The 19,806-nt window shown below is 45.2% G+C and carries 16 protein-coding genes; 11 read left to right on the forward strand and 5 right to left on the reverse strand.

Annotated elements, in window-relative coordinates; translation table 11 throughout:
* Nucleotides 1-88: 88 nt before the first annotated feature.
* From E2R65_RS04285 to E2R65_RS04300, 4 genes are all read right to left on the reverse strand, one after another.
* Nucleotides 89-1,591 (reverse strand): cellulase family glycosylhydrolase, encoded by a 1,503-nt coding sequence (locus E2R65_RS04285; protein WP_134335228.1) that lies wholly within the window; start codon nucleotides 1,589-1,591, stop codon nucleotides 89-91.
* Between the two features lie 400 nt (nucleotides 1,592-1,991).
* The gene (locus E2R65_RS04290) at nucleotides 1,992-3,314 is read right to left on the reverse strand and encodes a DASH family cryptochrome (protein ID WP_134335229.1); all 1,323 of its coding nucleotides are present in this window, start codon (nucleotides 3,312-3,314) and stop codon (nucleotides 1,992-1,994) included.
* A gap of 47 nt (nucleotides 3,315-3,361) precedes the next feature.
* A complete protein-coding gene (locus tag E2R65_RS04295) occupies nucleotides 3,362-3,499 on the reverse strand; it encodes a DUF2256 domain-containing protein (protein WP_134335230.1) in 138 nt (45 codons plus the stop codon).
* A 12-nt stretch (nucleotides 3,500-3,511) separates the two neighbouring features.
* On the reverse strand, nucleotides 3,512-4,144 hold the full coding sequence (locus E2R65_RS04300) for an RNA polymerase sigma factor (protein WP_134335231.1): 633 nt from the start codon (nucleotides 4,142-4,144) through the stop codon (nucleotides 3,512-3,514).
* Between the two features lie 126 nt (nucleotides 4,145-4,270).
* On the opposite strand from E2R65_RS04300, the gene E2R65_RS04305 reads away from it, so the two are divergent.
* The 8 genes from E2R65_RS04305 (at nucleotide 4,271) to E2R65_RS04340 (ending at nucleotide 15,030) form a co-directional block, all read left to right on the forward strand.
* The gene (locus E2R65_RS04305) at nucleotides 4,271-5,269 is read left to right on the forward strand and encodes a FecR family protein (protein WP_134335232.1); all 999 of its coding nucleotides are present in this window, start codon (nucleotides 4,271-4,273) and stop codon (nucleotides 5,267-5,269) included.
* Nucleotides 5,270-5,521: 252 nt separating this feature from the next.
* Nucleotides 5,522-9,022 (forward strand): SusC/RagA family TonB-linked outer membrane protein, encoded by a 3,501-nt coding sequence (locus tag E2R65_RS04310; protein ID WP_204986271.1) that lies wholly within the window; start codon nucleotides 5,522-5,524, stop codon nucleotides 9,020-9,022.
* A gap of 20 nt (nucleotides 9,023-9,042) precedes the next feature.
* Complete coding sequence (locus tag E2R65_RS04315; protein ID WP_134335233.1) at nucleotides 9,043-10,449, forward strand: RagB/SusD family nutrient uptake outer membrane protein; 1,407 nt, start codon at nucleotides 9,043-9,045, stop codon at nucleotides 10,447-10,449.
* A 66-nt stretch (nucleotides 10,450-10,515) separates the two neighbouring features.
* Entirely contained in the window at nucleotides 10,516-11,430 is a 915-nt protein-coding gene (locus E2R65_RS04320; protein WP_134335234.1) for a glycerophosphodiester phosphodiesterase family protein, read from the forward strand.
* Between the two features lie 77 nt (nucleotides 11,431-11,507).
* Entirely contained in the window at nucleotides 11,508-12,224 is a 717-nt protein-coding gene (locus tag E2R65_RS04325; RefSeq protein ID WP_134335235.1) for an SDR family NAD(P)-dependent oxidoreductase, read from the forward strand.
* Nucleotides 12,225-12,312: 88 nt separating this feature from the next.
* A complete protein-coding gene (locus E2R65_RS04330; protein ID WP_308472306.1) occupies nucleotides 12,313-12,966 on the forward strand; it encodes a TetR family transcriptional regulator C-terminal domain-containing protein in 654 nt (217 codons plus the stop codon).
* A 44-nt stretch (nucleotides 12,967-13,010) separates the two neighbouring features.
* Nucleotides 13,011-13,706: an HAD family hydrolase gene (locus tag E2R65_RS04335; protein ID WP_134335236.1), complete on the forward strand. Its 696-nt coding sequence runs from the start codon at nucleotides 13,011-13,013 to the stop codon at nucleotides 13,704-13,706.
* The gene (locus tag E2R65_RS04340) at nucleotides 13,696-15,030 is read left to right on the forward strand and encodes an ABC1 kinase family protein (protein ID WP_134335237.1); all 1,335 of its coding nucleotides are present in this window, start codon (nucleotides 13,696-13,698) and stop codon (nucleotides 15,028-15,030) included. The genes E2R65_RS04335 and E2R65_RS04340 overlap by 11 nt, the downstream gene beginning before the upstream one ends.
* 12 nt (nucleotides 15,031-15,042) lie before the next feature.
* On the opposite strand, the gene E2R65_RS04345 is transcribed toward E2R65_RS04340, so the two are convergent.
* Nucleotides 15,043-15,255, reverse strand: a complete 213-nt coding sequence (locus E2R65_RS04345) for a hypothetical protein (RefSeq protein ID WP_134335238.1) — start codon at nucleotides 15,253-15,255, stop codon at nucleotides 15,043-15,045.
* A 352-nt stretch (nucleotides 15,256-15,607) separates the two neighbouring features.
* Here E2R65_RS04345 and E2R65_RS04350 point away from each other — a divergent pair, with 352 nt between their 5' ends.
* The 3 genes from E2R65_RS04350 to E2R65_RS04360 all read left to right on the forward strand — a co-directional run bounded on the left by E2R65_RS04350 (nucleotide 15,608) and on the right by E2R65_RS04360 (nucleotide 19,806).
* On the forward strand, nucleotides 15,608-17,050 hold the full coding sequence (locus E2R65_RS04350; RefSeq protein WP_134335239.1) for an SDR family oxidoreductase: 1,443 nt from the start codon (nucleotides 15,608-15,610) through the stop codon (nucleotides 17,048-17,050).
* A 538-nt stretch (nucleotides 17,051-17,588) separates the two neighbouring features.
* Nucleotides 17,589-18,497 (forward strand): TIGR01777 family oxidoreductase, encoded by a 909-nt coding sequence (locus E2R65_RS04355; RefSeq protein WP_134335240.1) that lies wholly within the window; start codon nucleotides 17,589-17,591, stop codon nucleotides 18,495-18,497.
* Nucleotides 18,490-19,806, forward strand: coding sequence for a cryptochrome/photolyase family protein (locus tag E2R65_RS04360; protein ID WP_134335241.1), 1,317 nt, complete (start codon nucleotides 18,490-18,492; stop codon nucleotides 19,804-19,806). Before E2R65_RS04355 ends, E2R65_RS04360 begins: the two co-directional genes overlap by 8 nt.

Raw genomic sequence — 19,806 nt, forward strand, 5'->3', positions numbered from 1 at the left:
GCTTGCTATAAATTAAGTGAAAATAAAAACAGGCCTTGCTAAATTTGTAAGCAGGCCTGTTTAAATGTGATATAAATTAAGATGATTATCAGTTAAGCTGTGTTAAAGTAAACTGTTGATTGGTTGAACTTAAGCTGCAGGTATATTGGTTTAAGGCAGCCCCGTTTGCTGTAGACGCGGCATTTACATCGAGGCATTTGCCACTAAGGGCCGATTTGATATTGTAGCTGCTGCCGTTGGCTACTATTTGCCATTTTTGGTTACTGTTACCCCCATAGGCCCATTGAACTATAGCTGCACCGTTAGCCGTTGATGCACCGCTTACATCAAATGCCTTTGCAGAGGCACTTGCCGGCGAAATACGATAATATCCGCCGCCAACATCAGTTATAATAAATTGCTGATTGGTTGCCCCGCCATACTGCCATTGCTGCACAACTGCCCCATCGGCCGTAGAAGAGCCGGAAACATCAAGCGATTTGCCGCTATGCACCGGCGTAATACGATACGTTTTACCCGAAACAATACCGGTGCTGCTGCTGCCCGCATACCCGCGTAATTTACCCCGAATGTAGTTCCCGGTTTCGGTAAGCTGTGCAGAGCTCCAGCCGCCGTTTACCGGTGCACCAGGCACCAGGATAGAACAAAGTTCGCCGGATTTATCAGAAACCGACCAGTTGATCCAGCTGATCTTGTTGGTTTCTAAAAAGCTGAACCAGGCTTCCCATTGTGTATAATCAAGATGCCCGCTGCCAGATGCTTCTGAGCCGTTACTTTCCGTTACAAATATCGGGATGTTTTTACTGATAGCATAAGCGCAATCATCACGCAGCCACTGGCCGTGGGTAGCTGCATAATAGTGCACGGTGTACATAATGTTTGAGTAACCGGTTAAAGGAGAATCGGCCACATCACGTATCTTTTGGTCCCAGTTTGGGCAACCCACAATAATGATGTTATCCGGATCATATTGCCTGATGCCTGCAATAACGGCTTGCGCATATGATTTTACCTGGGGCCAGGTTTGGGTGTTGTTAGGTTCGTTCAGTATCTCATATATTACATGTGGGTTGTTACCATACTGCTGCGCCATCGATTTAAAAAAGGCAACCGCTTCTGTTTGATGAAAGGCTTCGCAATGCCAGTCGATAATTACATAGGTACCTTTGGCAATGGCTGCATTTACAACCGCTTTTAATAAATTCAACTGATTGGTTTGGTCGTTTAAATAACCGGGCGTTACATCCACACCCATTGATGCCCTTACTACATCTATCTTAAAATCATCTGTTAGCCAGTTTACTACATTAGCGTTCCAGTATTGCGGCCACCAGCTGCTCCAGCCCATACTTTGCCCTCTTAAGCTGATGGTATTGTTAGCCGCGTTTTTAAGATACCTGCCTGATACCGAGAGTTGCCCGTAACGCGCCACTGGTGAGCCGCTTGGTGCCGCATTCACTTTCAGGCGCAAAGGTGCAACTGCGGTACCGTTTTCATTGTTTACCGGTGTAGTTGCCTGCTCGGTTTTTTTACACGAAATAATAGCAAAGCAGCAAAACGCTGCCATAAAAAGTAGCCTTAAATTTTTCATGATAATATGTATATGTTTATAATTGGTTAGTTCAATCAACTATATAAGATATACAATATAATTATCAGCCTGGCGCCCAACCAATTACTTCTGCATCTTTTAAAATAGTATTACCATTTAAACAGGTTAAAAATTCACCTGCATACAGTAAAGCATTCTATGCTAAAAGTTAATCCCATTAAAGCAGGCAAATATTAATCGGCTGTTAAGATGTATATCTTTAGGTTTATATTTCAAATATAACTACACTATAGGTTAATATATAATAGTATTTTAACTATACATAATATTCTTGTAGCAGTAGTTAACTTTCAAGCAAAACCCAATAAATACAGGGAGGTAAATACCAATATAAGGAAAAATCCCCGTTGATGGATGTGTAGATATTTTTTTTACCTGTTTACAAAGTAACAGCAGGCTCGCCATCCCTGTTTTTTGCGGCAGGCAGCCACGTGGCTATAAAATCGCTTTTGGTATCTAATTGATCGGTAGGTTTAGCAGCGCTGAAAAAGCGGTTGCTTTTAGTATCGTTACCCACGCCTGCCACAAAGGCCCAGTTACCCCAGTTACTTGCCGGCGAGTAATCTATCAGCTTTTCTTCAAAATACAGGGCGCCTTTGGTCCAGTCTACTTGCAGGTCTTTAGTAAGATAGGTGGCAACTGCCTGCCGGCTATAATTGGTAATGTAGCCGGTTGCGTTAAGCTGGTGCATAGCCGCATCTATGTAAGGCACACCTGTTTCGCCGTTCTTCCATTGGTCAAAAAGTTCATCCTGATTGGCGGCCATATCAGGCGCATCACCGAACCCTTCGGACCGGAAGAACTTTTGCCCGTGTTTTTTAAACATAAACCGGAAATAATCGCGCCAAAGCAATTCCAGCATTATCGGGTCGGTATTGGCCAAATGATTATCCTTAAGGTAATTTACAACCTCCCAGTAAACCTGCCTCGGCGATATACAGCCTACTGCCAGCCAGGGGCTTAAACCAGATGCGCTGCATAATGCACCACGCACATTTTTACCCTGGTTGTTTGGCAAGCAGTTTTCCAGGTACAGGTGCAATTGTTTTAATGCTGTAGTTTCGCCGCCAACAAATTTTTCGGTTGCGCGTACGTCATCTACCGGCTGGGGGATGCCCAAATCTGCAAGTGTGGGCAGTTCGCCGGCATCGGTAATATCAGGGGTAATAATGTGATCGGGGCCGGCAACGCCAGGCCTAACTGTACTGTCGCGTTCAACCTTCTTTTTAAACGTTACAAAGCTGTCGGGGATATCCTTTATCGGGAATGGCAGGTCCTCCTTGTGGTACATGGTATGCCCGATGAAGTGTTTCAGGTTAAGCTTCATTTTCCAGAGCGCGGCCTCCACTCTTTCAGATGCATCAGTTTCATCAGGCGCTACCTCGCGATGGTGGTAAACTTCGCTTACATGGTATTCATCGGCCAATTGGGTAAGCACTTCGGCTGGGTCGCCGGTGCGCAGCAGCAGTTCGGCGCCAAAGGCCTGCAGGTTTTTACGCAGGTCGGCAACAGCTTCTAACAGGAACCTGGCGCGGAAACTACCAGTTTTTAAGGCACCGCCGGCACTGGTTTTAAAGTAAAACGGATCAAAGATATATACGGGTAATATTTTATCAGCCCTGCGCACAGCCTCAGATAATATTTCATTATCGTGTATGCGCAAGTCGTTCCTAAACCAAACCAATATAACTTTTTCACTCATATGAACACCTAATCTAAACTTATTTAGACCAATTACAAAAATGGTAATTATTTATTTTTTTTGCACCGTTCGCTGCAATATTTGACATCGTCCCAACATTTGGCCCATTTTTTACGCCAGGTAAAAGGCCGCTTGCATACCGGGCAAATCTTATAAGAAAGATTTTGTTTATTGCCTTTATGCATGGCAATTTCCTGTTAAATGAATAAGTAACGGATAACCGCGAACAGGGCAAATATAATCAAATCATATTCTTTAAACTTACGGCGCAAAATTCCGAGGGCTTTGCCCACGTGCTTTTCTACCGTGTTTACAGAAATATTCATTTTTTGGGCAATAGATTTATAGGATAAATTATCAACCCTGCTTAGTTTAAAGGCTTCTCTGCACTGGGGCGGCAGTTCGGCTACTATCAATTCAAATTGCTGTTCAATCTGGCGGCTGTGCATTAATTCAGCCATATCTGTAGCATAGATGGTGGTTTCCTGTGCAATTATCCGGGAATGCCGGGCAACAACCATACAAGCCCTTAACTCGTGCAGCACCTTATTTTTAAGAGTAGCAAACAAATAAGCTTTTACATTCCCCAAGGTATCCAGTTCTGCTGCCTTTATCCACAGATTTAAAAAAACATCCTGCACCAGCTCTTCAACAACGGTTTCATTCTGCAGGCGTTTGTAGGCACAGCGGGCCAGCGTTTCATAATAACGGAAGTATAAAGTGGCAAATGCCGCCTCATCCTCTTGCGCTATAAGGCATAAAAGAGCATTATCAGTATATGTATTGAGCTTGCTAATAGTAAAAAAATAAGTTGGCGCAAACTTAGAGATACGCCGTTAAGTAATTGGTTGCACTAAGTTATATATATATTAAGTTAATATTAACATAAATATATTTCATTTTTTAATGGCGGTAATATGCCTGTTGTGCAATACAGCTTGTAAAACCGCAGATAAATGCACAACGATAAGTGGGAGATATTAATTGAGAAATACCTGCAGGGCAAATGTACCCCCGAAGAAGCAGCACTTGTTGAGCAATATTACAACTCGATGGAACGCAGCTTGCCCGAATTTTACCACGGCGATGCCGACAAGATCAGCCAGTCGGCAGGGCGGTCCCTGCAGGTCATTCAAAACAATATTGCTTTAGCCAGGCAACAGGCCAATACAAAAACCACCAGAAGTTTATATAAAAGGCTGGCTACGCCTATGCGTATTGCTGCTACCCTGCTAATATTTATTACAGCCGCTGTAATGCTTTACCGGCAGTTGAATGCCCCGCAAAAAATAGTTTACAAACAAATAACCGCCGGCACAGGCCACACTCTGCAGATCATTCTTGCCGATAGTTCTGTTGTTTTACTAAACGCCGGCAGTACTTTAAAATACCCTGAAAACGCATCTGCCGCCACCAGGGATGTTTACCTTAACGGGGAGGGCTTTTTTGATGTAAAGCACGATGCTGCCCGGCCTTTTATTGTACATACCAACAAGCTTACAACAACCGTGTTGGGCACGGCTTTCTCGGTTTCGTCTTACCCCAATGCTGACGATAATACGGTAACTGTGGTGCGGGGTAAAGTACAGGTTGCGCACGAAAAAACAGTACTGGGCTTAATTACACCGGGCAAACAGATTAGTTATAACACAACTACCGGCCACAGCCGCTTATACAGCGTTAATGCAGATGCGCTTACCGCCTGGACCACGGGTAAATTACAGTTCACCGATCAGTCATTAACAGATATAACCCGCCGGCTAACGCGCTGGTATGGTTACCGGTTTATTTTTGCTAACAGCAAGCTAACTACCTGCCGCTACACTGCCAGTTTTAATAATAAGATACAGCTTAACCAATTGCTGGGCATATTAACAACACTGGGCAATATTAAGTACAATATAAATGATCATAACAAAACAGTTACACTTTCCGGAAATGCGTGCAATCAATAAACCCCGGTTAATAAATGAGCAAATGATAAACTGAAACCAAAAAATTAATTTTTAAAGCCAGGCTTTAAAAAAACAAAACCGCTTTGTGGTCGAGACAAAACGGTTTTAGAGTGACTTTAACTATTAGCGATTAAACATTTAAAATCAATCAAATTTATGAAATTTCTTTTACAAAGAAATGCAAAGGTATTGTATTGCAATAACCTGAATGAAGCTTCCCCTACTCATATCCTTAAACCCCTGCTCCAAATAATGAAAATTTCATTAATTGTTATGATAACGGTGTGCTTAAGCACCTTAACATTATTAGCCCATAACAGCGATGCACAAACATTAAAAGAGGTAAAAATCAGCATCGATGCTAAAAACGAACCGCTTACCAGCGTACTCAACAGAATAGAAAAATTAACAACTTTTCATTTCGTTTATCCCAGCAGCCATGTAAAAGCGCAACTGGTAAAAAAGCTATCGGTAAAAGAACGCCCGGTTGAACAGGTACTGAAAGAATTATTATTGCCCAACAATTTAACGTTTAAACAACTGGGAGATAATATTTTGATAAATAGGCTGCCCGAGCCAAAACCCGTAGAAAAGGCAGCACCTGTAAATATCAGCGGTAAAATTATTGATGATAAAGGCCTGCCGCTACCGGGTGTTACCATTAGTGTAAAGGAGGATAACAGTAAAGCAACTATAGCCGACGCCGAAGGCCGGTACCGTATTACAACAGATGCCAACAATACCCTGGTATTTTATTTTGTAGGTTTTGAAAGGCTGGAAAAAGCCATTAACGGGCAAACTACCTTAAATATAACTCTGCTGCCCTCAACCAATCAGTTAAAAGATGTGGTGGTGGTTGGCTATGGTACACAAAATAAAAAAGACCTTACCACTTCTGTAGCATCGCTTAATGCCGGGCAAATCAACAACTTCCCTTCTACCGGCCTTGATAAAGCGCTAACCGGTAAACTGGCGGGTGTGCAGGTTTTACAACCGGCAGGTGCGCCCGGTGCAGGTATAGCCATTGCCATAAGGGGCCGCGGCAGCGTAACATCCGGCAGCGACCCGCTCTACGTAATTGATGGCGTGCCTTTATCTGATAACGATGTAAACGGGCCGGGCTTTAAAGTAAACCCGCTAAATGCCATTAACGTTAACGATATAGAAAGCATTGATGTATTGAAAGATGCATCGGCAGCTGCCATATATGGCTCGCGCGGCTCTAACGGTGTAGTGATCATCACTACAAAAAAGGGCACTAAAGAAAAACCGGTGATCAGCTTAAACAGTTATTACGGTATCCAGTCGGTAACCAAAAAACTGCCCCGGCTGGATGCTTACGGGTATGCCGATTTGATTTATAATGCCCACAACAATACTTATTTTGATTTTTTGGCAAGCAAAGGCCTTACGGGCAACGCAACGGATGATAATGCCACACGCTTAAGCAAACTGGGCGCAGCTGCAACCAACACCAGCCTGGCTTACCTGATCCCGCCAGAGATCTTTCCTTATCTGAACAAGCAGCCTGGCTTAACTAATATCGACTGGCAGGACCAGATCTTTCGTAAGGCACCCATGCAAAGCCACACGTTTTCGGTAGGTGGCGGCGGTGATAAAATGAATTATTACATATCCGGTAATTACCTTAATCAGGATGGCGTGGTCATCAACTCCGGTTATAAAAAATATACCGGCCGCGTTAATCTTGATGCACATTACAACCATTTGCGCTTAGGTACCCGCATCAATTATGCGTACGGCATTTATGATTATCTGCCTACAGAAGGGCGGTTTAACGACAATTCCGAAAACATCATATCGGCGGCGTTGGTAGCATCGCCGTTCTTCCCGGTTTATAACAGCGATGGCTCTTATAACTACGATCAGTACAAATGGCAGTACTCTCAACCCGGCGTATTGAACCCCGTTGCACTTGCCCAATCAAAAGTAGACCGTACCTACGAAAAAAAGCTTTTAGCCAATGTTTTTGCAGAGTATGAGATACTAAAGGACCTGAAGTACAAAATATCCTTCGGTACTGATATCAGCGATTACAATCGCAGCACCTACAGGCCGTCTACCCTGCCCAACCCGGTAACCAGGTTAACCCCTTCTACCCCGGTAGGCAGCTACATCACATCCGGAATAACCAACTGGCTGGCAGAAAATACGCTGTCGTACAGCAAAACCTTTGGCAACAACAACATAAAAGCCCTGTTGGGCTATACCGCCCAAAAAGAGCGCAGCACATCAAGCAATATCTCGGCAACGGGGTATCCTACAGATATTGTGCAAACGCTTAATGGCGCAACTACAATCACCGGGTTTACCTCTGCTATACAAGAATGGTCGTTACTATCGGCTTTAAGCCGTGTGCAGTACAGCTACAAGGGCCGTTATTTACTTTCGGGCGCTATTCGCCGTGATGGTTCTTCCAGGTTTGGGGCCAGTAATAAATATGGTTATTTCCCATCGGCATCTGCCGGCTGGATCATCAGCGACGAGGATTTCATGAAAAGCAGCAAGGTTATCAGTTCATTTAAATTAAGGGCAAGCTACGGTGTCACCGGTAATTTCCAGATCGGTAACTACTCTTACCTGGCTGCCTATTCGCCTGCCAATTACGTGTTTGGACCGGTAGGCAGCACCGGTTTGGCTACAGGCTTGTACCAATCTACCGCCAGCAACCCCAACCTGGGCTGGGAAAAAACAGCCGCCGTTAATATAGGTACCGATATAGGCCTGTTTAATGATGCTATTACAGCTACCATTGATATTTACAATAATAACACCACCAATTTGCTGCTCAATGTGCCTGTACCGCAAAGTACCGGTTACAGCACAAACCTTATCAATGTTGGCAAGGTAAATAATAAGGGTTTTGAAGTAACCCTGAGCAGCAGCAACCAGATAGGTAAGTTAAAAATCTCTAACAGCGCTAACATTTCTAAAAACATCAACAAGGTGATTGATCTGGGTGGGGTAAACTCCATTATTACCCAGGCAGAAAACACGATTTATTTTATTACGCAGGTAGGCAAGCCAATTGGCAATTATTTTACGCTGGTTACCGATGGTGTTTTTAAAGACCAGGCTGATATTGATGCCACCAAGGCCAAAGTGCCGGGGGCAAAACCCGGAGATTTTAAATATAAGGATATTAACGGCGATAATATTATTGACGGGAACGATAAAACCATCACCGGGAATTACATGCCTGAGTTTACTTATGGTTTTTCTACCCAGCTACAATACGGCGCTATAGACCTGGGCGTAGCCGCACAGGGTTTATACGGTAACAAGGTGGCCAACATCGGCCAAAGGCACTACAGTTCTGTAGAAGGTTACGGCAATTCATCGCCCGATATTTATAATAACCGGTATATTTCGCCTGCACAGCCGGGTAACGGTAACGTACCGCGCGCCAATCGCAGCCAAACCGGTTTAAATGCCCAAATCTCTACTTACCACTTATCAGATGGATCTTACCTCAGGATCAGGGATATCACCTTAGGTGTAACCCTGCCGCAGCAAATGGTTAAAAAAGCAGGCATCAGTAGTTTAAGGTTATATGTTACCGGCCAAAACCTTTTCACTTTTACCAAATATAACGGCTACAACCCCGAGGTAAGCAACGATACGGGTAATAACCCCATCAGCGCCAACAACAGCCCTCTAACCCCCGGTGTTGATTACGGATCGTACCCCTTGTCGAAAACGTTTTTACTGGGCATCAATCTTAAGTTTTAACCCTTACAGCTACAAAAAAAATGAAAAAGATATTTTTTACACTTTCCATAAGCAGCATCCTGCTCCTGTCGTGTACCAAAGAATTTATAAACCTTACACCGCAATCGCAGGTTACCGATGCCAGCTTTTTTAAAACATCACAGGATGTAACCAACGCAGTTACCTCCTGCTATGCCACGCTACAAAGCTCCAACATGTACCAGGACCGCTTTATCACCATGATGGAAACACGCGGTGATAACGTAGAAGATCAAAACCCGGGCGGTAACGTTGGCCGCGAATTTAACATCGATCGTTTTTTGGCCAAGGCCGATAATACCGCAATAAATGATGCATACTTAGCTTTATATAATGCTGTAGCACGCTGCAATAACGTATTAGAGCATACCGGCCTGGTTACCGATGCAGGCCTTAAAAACCAGTACGAAGGCGAAGTACGGTTTTTACGTGCGCTACATTACTTTAATATAGTACGCCTTTGGGGCGCCGCGCCGCTGGTTTTAAAAACCATTACGGCAGACGAAGCCAAAAAACTCAGCAGAACACCGGTGCAGGAGATCTATACAGCTATAGAGGCCGACCTTAACCAGGCCATTGCCCAGCTACCTGCAGGTTATACCGCTAAAACAGATATTGGCCGCGCTACTGCAGGGGCTGCTAAAGCATTGTTAGGCAAGGTTTATCTTACCGAAAAAAAATATCCGCAGGTGGTAAGCACCTTGGCATCCCTGGTGCCGCCGGCAACAAATATTTACAAGTATAGCTTATTGCCTAACGTGGCCGACGTGTTTAGCGTAACCAATAAAATGAACGCCGAAATTATTTTTGCGGTACGATATGATAAAACATTAGTTGGGCAGGGCCATGCCTTGGCAGGCTATTTTAACCAGCCGGCTATAGATCCGCTTTTACTGGGTGCATACGGTTCTACAGATGCCCGCCGCGATCTGTTAAATACGGTAACACTTAATGCCAATAGCAAACCCGTTAAGAAGTATTATGACACTTTTGATCCGTCGAACAACACACTGGGTAACGATTATATTATTTTAAGGTATGCCGATGTTTTACTGATGTATGCCGAAGCGCTTAACGAAGTTGCCTACAGCAGCGATATAACTAAAGATGCCTTTATTTACCTGAATGCCGTACGTTTAAGAGCCGGGGCAATACCTTATACAGCTGTTAGCCTGCCCGATCAGGTAAGTTTCAGAACAGCCGTACTGCAGGAGCGCCGGCTGGAAATGCCGCTGGAACTGCAACGATGGTTTGACCTGGTGCGTACCAACACCGCCATAGCCGCTTTACAAAACTCCGGTTTAACAAAACTTACCATACAGCCCTACCAGTACCTGTACCCTATACCACAACCGGAATTAAATACCATGAACAACCCGGCCACTTTTCCGCAAAACCCCGGCTATTAATAATAATTGGTTAGCACAAAAAGGCCGGCGCACAAGGGCCGGCCTTTAAAATTAACTTTACAAGCAATGCAAAAACAACTTACAACCACACTTATAGCCGGCTTGCTGTTAACTACAGCAGTAGCTTTTGGCCAGCAAAATTCACCTTTTAGCCGCCTGATTAAACAGCTGCATAACCCTAACGATAAAAACATTATGGTTGCAGCCCATCGCGGCGATTGGCGCGACGCGCCCGAAAATTCGCTGCTGGCCTACCAGTACGCTATTGATATGGGTGTTGATGTGATAGAGATAGACCTGAACATGACCAGCGATAACGTAGTAGTGGTTATGCACGATCAAACTATAGACAGAACCACGAACGGCAAAGGCCGGCCGGCTGATTACACGCTTGAAGAACTTAAAAAGATCCGCCTGAAGAATGCGCTCGGCAGGGTAACCAATCATACTATTCCAACCCTGCGCGAGGTAATGCTGCTGGCTAAAGGTAAAGTATTGGTAAACCTTGATAAAAGCTACGATTATTATAATGAAGCCTACAAAGTGCTGAAAGAAACCGGCACCCTTAACCAAGCCATTTTTAAAACAGAAACTACCTACAGAGAAGTTAGAAAGCGATACCCCACCTTGCTGGATAGTATTGTTTTTATGCCGGTAGTATCCTTAGATAAACCCGAAGCCAAAGCTGTTATTAACGAATACCAAAAACAAATAAAGCCGGTTGCCTTTGAACTGATCTTTAAAAAAGATTCGTCGGCAGTATTAAGCCATAACGGGTTCATCAACAAAAACGGATCAAAGATCTGGATCAACTCCTTGTGGGCCAGCCTAAATGGCGGGCATGATGACGATACCGCTGTTGATGAACATAACATAAACGATAGCTGGGACTGGATCATAGCACACGGCGCTACCATGATACAAACCGACAGGCCCCGGGAAATGCTTGCCTATTTGCGTAAACTGCACCGCCATCAATAATAAATAAGCCAAATACAGCCAATTTATTTATAAAGCCACAACACATAATATGTTTTATACTGTTGTGGCTTTATCATATGAGCTTAAAAGATAAAAACATACTTATAGCAGGCGGTAGCAGCGGCATTGGCCTTGCGCTGATCAAACACCTTGCCATACAGGGGGCAAACATATTCAATATATCCCGTAATACATCAACCGACTGGCCCGAGGGTGTTACCCACATACAAGCCGACATTCTGGGCGACCTAAGCTTAATTGAAGACCGTTTGCCGCAAATTTTACACGGCCTGGTGTACTCGGTAGGCAGTATCAACCTAAAGCCCTTTCAGCGCTTAACAAAAGATGATTTTTTAAATGATTACCAATTAAATGTAGTTGGCGCGGCAGAGCTTATCCGGCTTAACCTTAAGGCATTAAAAAATGCCGGTAGTGCAAGTATCGTGCTCTACAGTTCGGTAGCGGCTAAGGCCGGGATGCCTTTTCATGCCAGTATAGCGGCTGCAAAAGGCGCAGTAGAAGGCCTTACGCTGTCGCTCGCGGCAGAGCTTTCGGCCAGCAGGATAAGGGTGAACGCCATTGCCCCATCGCTAACCGATACACCGCTTGCCAAAAACCTGTTAAGTACCGATGAAAAACGCGAGGCATCGGCCAAAAGGCATCCTTTGGGCAAAATAGGCACACCCGATGATATTGCTTTGGCTACTCAATTCTTACTAAGCGACCACAGCGCCTGGCTTACCGGGCAAATTATTGGTATTGACGGCGGCCTGGGCAACTTACGGCCCTTATAAAATAAGGTTGTAAACAAGCCGTTTAATTATAGATAGCGATGACATTTTAAATGTTCGTTATCCGTATTTTTATTGTGTAAAACAAAACATGATGGCAACTACCGAAAGTATCCAGAAAGCTTATATAGATTATGTACTGACCGAAGGGCAGCAGCCAAAGTCGGTATATTTATTTGCTAAAAAGAACAAAATGGCCGAGGAGGAATTTTACCGCTTCTTTGGATCATTTGATGCTGTTGAACAAAGCGTATGGGCCGATCTTAGCCGCAAAACCCTGAGTGAGATCCGCGCTCAGGAGGTCTGGGCGCAGTATTCATCGCGTGAAAAGGCCCTGTCGTTCTTCTACAGCTTTTTTGAATTGCTAAAAAGCAACCGCAGTTTTGCTGTTTACAGTATTAAAAAGCACCGCAGCCTAGGCACACCAAAAGTACTGGAACCTACCAAAGAGATATTTGGCAACTTTGCAGACACTGTTTTGAACGAAGGCATTGAAAGCCAGGAACTAAGCGATCGCAAATTTTTCAGCAAACGTTATAAAGATGCCCTTTGGGTGCAATTTGGCTTTGTGCTAAACTTCTGGATCAATGATGATTCGGCGGGTTTTGAAAAAACGGATGAGGCGATAGAAAAAGGCGTTAATGTAACCTTCGACCTGTTTCAGCGCTCACCTATCGACAACCTGTTTGAATATGGTAAATTTCTGGCCAAAAACGGCGGTTTAAAAGAAAAAATGGGCTTTTAAAGCCTCTCCACACCATTTATTAAAGGATGGGCTTTTAGATATAAATGAGCGATAAACACATCGGGCTGCAGGGAACAGCCGCCATATTTGATATGGATGGCACACTGATAGATAACACACCCTACCATTACCAGGCCTGGCAGCAGCTTTTTAAAAAAAGGGGGATGCCCGGTCTGAGCAAAGAAACTTACCTTACCGGCATTAGCGGTGTACCTATTTTAAATACCCTGAAAACGTATTTTGGCGAAGATACCGGCGAGGCAGAACTACAAGCCCTGATTAATGAAAAAAAACAACTTTACGAGGCCGCTTTCACGCCCTTTTTACGCCCCGTAAACGGCCTTGAAACGTACCTGAAAGACCTTAAAAATGCAGGCGTTAAAATTGCCCTGGCCACATCATCAAACATGGATGATGTAGATTTTATTTTTAACACCATACCCATCCGCCGGTACTTTGATGCCATCATCACCGGCGGTATGGTAAGCGAGCCTAAACCCTCACCGCAAATATTTTTAAAGGCTGCCCAAACGTTAAACACCCGCCCCCAGCAATGTGTGGTGTTTGAGGATTCCCTATCGGGATTAAAGGCAGGCAATAACGCAGGGATGAAGGTTGTGGGCATTACCACCGCGCACCCTGCGCAAACAGTACGCAAATTAGCCGATCTGGCCATTAAGGATTATACAGGCATCAGCCTGCATACCATGGCCCAATTATTTGAGCAACATGAACGATAACACGCCCAACAGTAACGAACAAAACAGTATCCCTACCAGCAAGGTTGAACGCAGCGCCAAGTTTGTAAAAACCGGTTTTAAAATTGGTGGTAACTATATAAAGCACTACTCTAAAAAGCTGTTTAACCCCGATATGGATAAATCGCAGCTGAATGAGGATAATGCTACGGATATCTATCAATCCTTAAGTGAGCTTAAGGGCAGCGCGCTTAAAGTGGCACAGATGTTAAGCATGGATAAAAACCTGCTGCCGCAGCCTTATGTGGATAAATTTACGCAGTCGCAATATAATGCGCCTCCGCTTTCGGGGCCGCTTATTGTGCAAACATTTAAAAAGTATTTTGGTAAAAACCCCGATCAGATCTACGATAAGTTCAACATCCGGTCTACCAATGCGGCATCGATAGGCCAGGTGCACCAGGCCGAACTCAACGGCAAAAAACTGGCCGTTAAGATCCAGTATCCCGGCGTGGGCGACTCGATCTCGTCCGACCTGAAGCTGGTAAAACCCTTTGCCTTCCGGATGCTGGGCATGAGCGAAAAGGAATTGGATGTGTACATGCGCGAGGTGGAAGAGCGCCTGCTGGAAGAAACCGATTACGAACTGGAGGTGCGCCGCTCGATAGAGTTTTCTATCGCCTGTAAAAACCTCAACAACGTGGTATTCCCGGATTATTACCCCGACCTATCCAGCAAGCGCATTATCACCATGGGCTGGCTGGAAGGGAAACACCTAAAAGAATTTTTGGCCACCAACCCCTCGCAGCAACTGCGCGACCAGATAGGCCAGGCGCTTTGGGATTTTTACAACTACCAGCAGCACGAACTGCGCGCCGTGCATGCCGACCCGCACCCCGGCAACTTCCTGATCACGCCGGAGGGCAAGCTGGGCTGTATCGACTTTGGCTGTATCAAGGTAATGCCCGATGATTTTTACTACCCCTTCTTCTCGCTTACCTCTACCAACCTGTTTGATGATAAGGAAGAAACCATTAGGGCGTTTCGCAAGCTGGAGATGATTTTGCCCAAAGATACCCCGGCGCAAATAGAGTTTTACTACACCATGTACAAGCAAATGATAAGCTTATTTGCCAAGCCCTACATTACCAGTGAATTTGATTTTGGTAAAAAAGCCTTTTTTGACGACCTGTTTGGTTTTGGCGAAAAGGTAGCTAAGATGCCCGAATTTAAACAGGCCCGCGGGGTTAAGCACTTTATTTATGTAAACCGCACCAACTTTGGCCTTTATAATATACTGCACGAACTGCAGGCCAGGGTTAAAACCAATACCTTTAAACCCCACGTGGAAGCGGAAGCCCTGTAAAGCACTAAAAAATTATATAAACCTGATAACTAAGGCTAAAGACAGGCATGCGGTAGAAACCCATGCAATATTTGCGCGCAGGTACCAGGCCTCGATATCATTTACGCGGCCGGTGCCTATGTACGCGTTTGAGCGCTGGCGGCAATACATCCCTGCAGCTATCAGCAAAATAAATACACTGCAGATAAAGAAGATAATTAATTGTTGAAAATCTTGTGTTAACATTTCTTTTGCAATAGAAAGTGTTAGGTTAACTAATTGTATTATTTGTTAAACAATAATTTTGCCACGCCTGCAATTATTAACTTAAACACCGTATTATGCCTATATACGGTATCTATCGGATAAAAGTTTCGGGTATGGTAAACGGATAAATGGGGAAAAGCCGAACATTTTGGGGAAATATGGTCACTGTTAACTTAAAATACCTTCTGCCAAATCATTCTAAAACCAAAAAAACATCCGCCCAAGGGCAACAGTAGCCATATTGTTACTTTAATAGTTTACGTTAAATTTAATTTCTCCGCTTAAATGGGTTCATTAAAAACACCCTTGGTTATTTATTGTTGCTGATAGCATGAAAGTGTTACTTGCCGGTGCTAATGGATATATCGGGACCCGCCTCATCCCCGTTTTGCTGGATAAAGGCCATACCGTGGTTTGCCTGGTGCGCGATAAGCGCCGCTTTCATGAACAGAACGACTACAGCGACCGGGTAACCCTGCTTACTGGCGACTTGCTGAAGGAAGATAGTATAGAAACCCTGCCCGATGATGTTGACGCCGCATATTACCTGGTGCATTCTATGGCGCAATCTGATGATTTTGCCCAGTTAGAGGCCCTGTCGGCCCATAACTTTGTGCAGGCCATCAATAAAACAAATTGCAAGCAGGTAATCTACTTAAGCGGCATCACTAACGATAGCGAACTATCCAACCACCTGCTCTCGCGCAGGCATGTAGAAGATGTATTGCGAAAAAGCAAGGCCGTATTAACCGTTTTGCGTGCTGCCATTATCATAGGCTCGGGCAGTTCCTCTTTCGAGATCATCCGCGACCTGACCGAGAAACTCCCCGTGATGACCGTGCCGCGGTGGGTAAATACCAAATGCCAGCCTATTGCCATCCGCGATGTGCTGGGCTACCTGGAGGGCGTGTTGCTAAACGATGCCGCTTATCATAAAACATTTGATATTGGCGGGCCGGATATCCTCACCTTTAAACAAATGATGCTTACCTATGCCGGGGTGCGTAAGCTAAAGCGGTATATCATCACTATCCCGTTCCTGTCGCCCAAAATATCATCGTACTGGCTGTACTTTGTTACCTCTACCAGCTATTCGCTTGCACAAAGCCTGGTAGATAGTATGAAGAACGAAACCATCATGAAAAACCACGATATTGATACCGTGGTAAAACGCCACTGCCTTAGGTATGAAGAAGCCCTGAAGCTGGCGTTTGAAAAGATAGAACAAAACTCCATCGTAAGCAGCTGGAAGGATGCCCTGAATAACGGCTATCTTACCTCGGGCTTTATGGACCAGATAAAGGTGCCGCAAAACGGCACGCTGGAATACAAAGTTAAACAGCCCTTTAAGCGCGATAGCGACGAGGTGCTGAAAAACATTATGGCTATTGGCGGCAACCGCGGTTGGTATTACTGGGACTGGATCTGGAGCATCCGCGGGTTTTTAGATAAGCTTTTTGGCGGCGTAGGCTCCAGGCGGGGGCGCACCAGCAACATCAGCGTATCGCCGGGCGATGTAATTGATTTTTGGCGGGTGCTGCTTGCCGATAAAATTAACAACCGCCTGCTGCTGTATGCCGAAATGAAACTGCCCGGCGAAGCCTGGCTGGAATTTAAAATTATTGAACGCCACAACCAAACCTTCCTTAGCCAAATTGCTACATTTAGGCCGCGCGGTTTATGGGGCAGGCTATACTGGTACATTATGTGGCCTTTCCATCTTTTTATATTTAAAGGAATGGCCAAACGAATAACAGATTTTAAAGAAAGTTAATGGTGGATGGCAAATGCTTGCCGAACTTGTCAATCTGAGCCTGTCGAAGACTTAGCAAAGCGGCTAATGGTTCGACAGACTCACCAGGACATAGTAAAAAAATGTCAGTCTGAGCCTGTCGCAGACTTAGCAAAGCGGCTAATGGTTCGACAGGCTCACCAGGACATGGTAAAAAATGTCAGTCCGAGCCTGTCGCAGACCTGGCAAAGCGGCTAATGGTTCGACAAGCTCACCATGACATGGTAAAAAAATGTCAGTCTGAGCCTGTCGAAGACTTAGCAAAGCGACTAATGGTTCGACAGGCTCATCAGGACATGGTAAAAAAATGCCAGTCTGAGCCTGTCGAAGACTTGGCGAAGCGGCTAATGGTTCGACAGGCTCACCATGACATGGTAAAAAAATGTCAGTCTGAGCCTGTCGAAGACCTGGCAAAGCGGCTAATGGTTCGACAGGCTCACCAGGACATGGTAAAAAAGCCATTGCAATGATGGGAGAGTTATAAATTCAACTTATTGATTATAAAATATTAAAAACATCCATGGGTAATCAAAATATCCTCATCACCGGTGGTTCGGGCTTACTGGGCAGGCAGCTAACCAAAGCGCTTTTAGATGCCGGGCACAACGTTAGCCATTTAAGCCGCAGCCCGGGTAAAAACCCAAAGGTTAAAACCTTTTTATGGGATGTGCCCAACAACAAAATAGATGAGCATTGCATTGATGGTGTAGATGCCATCATCCACCTGGCAGGCGCCGGTATTGCCGATAAACGGTGGACGGACACGCGCAAGAAAGAGATCATTGAAAGCCGCACCCGATCCATAGGGCTTATTTATGGCTTAATGCGCCAAAAGGCCCACAAAGTAAATACGGTTATTTCGGCATCGGGCATTGGTTACTACAGCGACCGGGGCGACGAGGTGCTTACAGAAACCGCACCGCCCGCGCATGATTTTATGGGCGAGTGCTGCATAGCGTGGGAAGAAGCGGTTGACGCCGGCAAGGAATTCGACCTGCGGATCTTAAAGTTCCGTACCGGTGTGGTGCTTACTACCGAAGGCGGCGCTTTGCCGCAGCTGGCCTTGCCTGTAAAGCTGGCAGTAGGCTCACCCCTGGGCAGCGGCAAACAATGGGTATCGTGGATCCATCACCGGGATGTAATAGATATATACCTGTTTGGCCTCGGTAACAAAGCCCTAAGCGGGGTATATAACATGGCAGCCCCCATACCGGTAACCAACCAACAGCTTACACAGGCCGTAGCCAAACAGTTGCGCAGGCCGTTATGGGCGCCAAAAGTGCCGGCGTTTTTAATAAAAATACTGTTTGGCGAATTAAGCACGCTGGTTTTGGGCAGCACACGCACATCGGCGCAAAAAATAGAAGATGCCGGCTATCAATTTAAATACAATGATGTAGCATCGGCATTAAAAGAAATTTATGGATAAAAATACCCCTGTAAGCGTTTTTTGGTTTCGCCGCGATTTGCGGACAGAAGATAACGCCGGGCTTTACCATGCCCTTAAAAGCGGCAACCCCGTGCTTACATTATTTATTTTTGACCGGGAGATATTAGATAAGCTGGAGGATAAGGACGACGCCCGCGTAAGCTTTATTTACAAAGCCATTGATGAGATCAATAAAGAATGCCAGAAGCACCATAGCAGCTTACTGGTAGTTTATGATAAACCGGAGCATGCCTGGGCAAAGCTGATCAAAGAATACAACGTAGCGGCAGTGTACACCAACCATGATTATGAGCCCGATTATGCCAAAAACCGCGACGGCGAGATAAAACAACTGCTGGCCAAACACAATATTGAGTTTAAAACCTATAAAGACCAGGTAATTTTTGAAAAAAGCGAGGTAACCAAAGATGATGGCAAGCCCTATACCGTTTATACGCCCTACAAAAATAAATGGTACCAAAAGTTAAAGCCGTTTTACCTGAAGGCCTACCCCAGCGAAAAATATTTAAAAAACCTGCTGCAGTTTAAAGCGCCGGCAATACCCACCTTAAAAGAGATGGGCTTTGTAAAAAGCGAGATTGATTACCCGGAGAAAGAGTACGACAGGGTAATTGCCGATTATGCCAAAAACCGCGATTTCCCGGCCATTACGGGCACTTCGCATGTGGGGGTGCACCTGCGTTTCGGTACGGTAAGCATCAGGCGCTGCGCAAGGGATGCTTACAAAGCTGATGAAAAAACCTGGCTGAACGAATTGATATGGCGGGAATTTTATATGATGATACTCTACCATTTTCCGCAAACGATGGACCACGCCTTCCGCCCGGAATATGACCGCATTAAATGGGTGAACGATGAGCAGCAATTTGAGGCCTGGTGCAAGGGCGAAACCGGTTTCCCGATGGTGGATGCCGGCATGCGCGAGCTGAATGCCACCGGCTACATGCATAACCGGGTGCGCATGGTGGTTGCCAGCTTTTTAAGTAAGGATCTGCTGATAGACTGGCGCTGGGGCGAACGCTACTTTGCCCGCAAACTGCTGGATTATGAAATGGCCAGCAACGTAGGCGGCTGGCAGTGGGCGGCCGGCAGCGGTACGGATGCGGCGCCTTATTTCAGGATATTTAACCCGGATAGCCAGTTGAAAAAGTTTGATCCGAAACTGGAATACGTAAAAAAATGGGTCCCGGAATATGCCGACTTCAGCAAGTATCCAAAACCCATTGTAGACCACGCTTTCGCGCGGGACAGGTGCCTTAAAGTATTTAAAGAGGCTTTAAGTAAATAA

It is taken from the genome of Mucilaginibacter phyllosphaerae (genome assembly GCF_004378255.1).
GTDB lineage: Bacteria > Bacteroidota > Bacteroidia > Sphingobacteriales > Sphingobacteriaceae > Mucilaginibacter > Mucilaginibacter phyllosphaerae.

Excerpts from the sequence above, each read along its gene's own strand:
- E2R65_RS04285 (WP_134335228.1), bottom strand. The coding sequence starts at position 1,591 with ATGAAAAATTTAAGGCTACTTTTTATGGCAGCGTTTTGCTGCTTTGCT.
- E2R65_RS04290 (WP_134335229.1), bottom strand. The coding sequence starts at position 3,314 with ATGAGTGAAAAAGTTATATTGGTTTGGTTTAGGAACGACTTGCGCATA.
- E2R65_RS04295 (WP_134335230.1), bottom strand. The coding sequence starts at position 3,499 with ATGCATAAAGGCAATAAACAAAATCTTTCTTATAAGATTTGCCCGGTA.
- E2R65_RS04305 (WP_134335232.1), top strand. The coding sequence starts at position 4,271 with ATGCACAACGATAAGTGGGAGATATTAATTGAGAAATACCTGCAGGGC.
- E2R65_RS04310 (WP_204986271.1), top strand. The coding sequence starts at position 5,522 with ATGAAAATTTCATTAATTGTTATGATAACGGTGTGCTTAAGCACCTTA.
- E2R65_RS04315 (WP_134335233.1), top strand. The coding sequence starts at position 9,043 with ATGAAAAAGATATTTTTTACACTTTCCATAAGCAGCATCCTGCTCCTG.
- E2R65_RS04320 (WP_134335234.1), top strand. The coding sequence starts at position 10,516 with ATGCAAAAACAACTTACAACCACACTTATAGCCGGCTTGCTGTTAACT.
- E2R65_RS04325 (WP_134335235.1), top strand. The coding sequence starts at position 11,508 with ATGAGCTTAAAAGATAAAAACATACTTATAGCAGGCGGTAGCAGCGGC.
- E2R65_RS04330 (WP_308472306.1), top strand. The coding sequence starts at position 12,313 with ATGATGGCAACTACCGAAAGTATCCAGAAAGCTTATATAGATTATGTA.
- E2R65_RS04335 (WP_134335236.1), top strand. The coding sequence starts at position 13,011 with ATGAGCGATAAACACATCGGGCTGCAGGGAACAGCCGCCATATTTGAT.
- E2R65_RS04340 (WP_134335237.1), top strand. The coding sequence starts at position 13,696 with ATGAACGATAACACGCCCAACAGTAACGAACAAAACAGTATCCCTACC.
- E2R65_RS04345 (WP_134335238.1), bottom strand. The coding sequence starts at position 15,255 with ATGTTAACACAAGATTTTCAACAATTAATTATCTTCTTTATCTGCAGT.
- E2R65_RS04350 (WP_134335239.1), top strand. The coding sequence starts at position 15,608 with ATGAAAGTGTTACTTGCCGGTGCTAATGGATATATCGGGACCCGCCTC.
- E2R65_RS04355 (WP_134335240.1), top strand. The coding sequence starts at position 17,589 with ATGGGTAATCAAAATATCCTCATCACCGGTGGTTCGGGCTTACTGGGC.
- E2R65_RS04360 (WP_134335241.1), top strand. The coding sequence starts at position 18,490 with ATGGATAAAAATACCCCTGTAAGCGTTTTTTGGTTTCGCCGCGATTTG.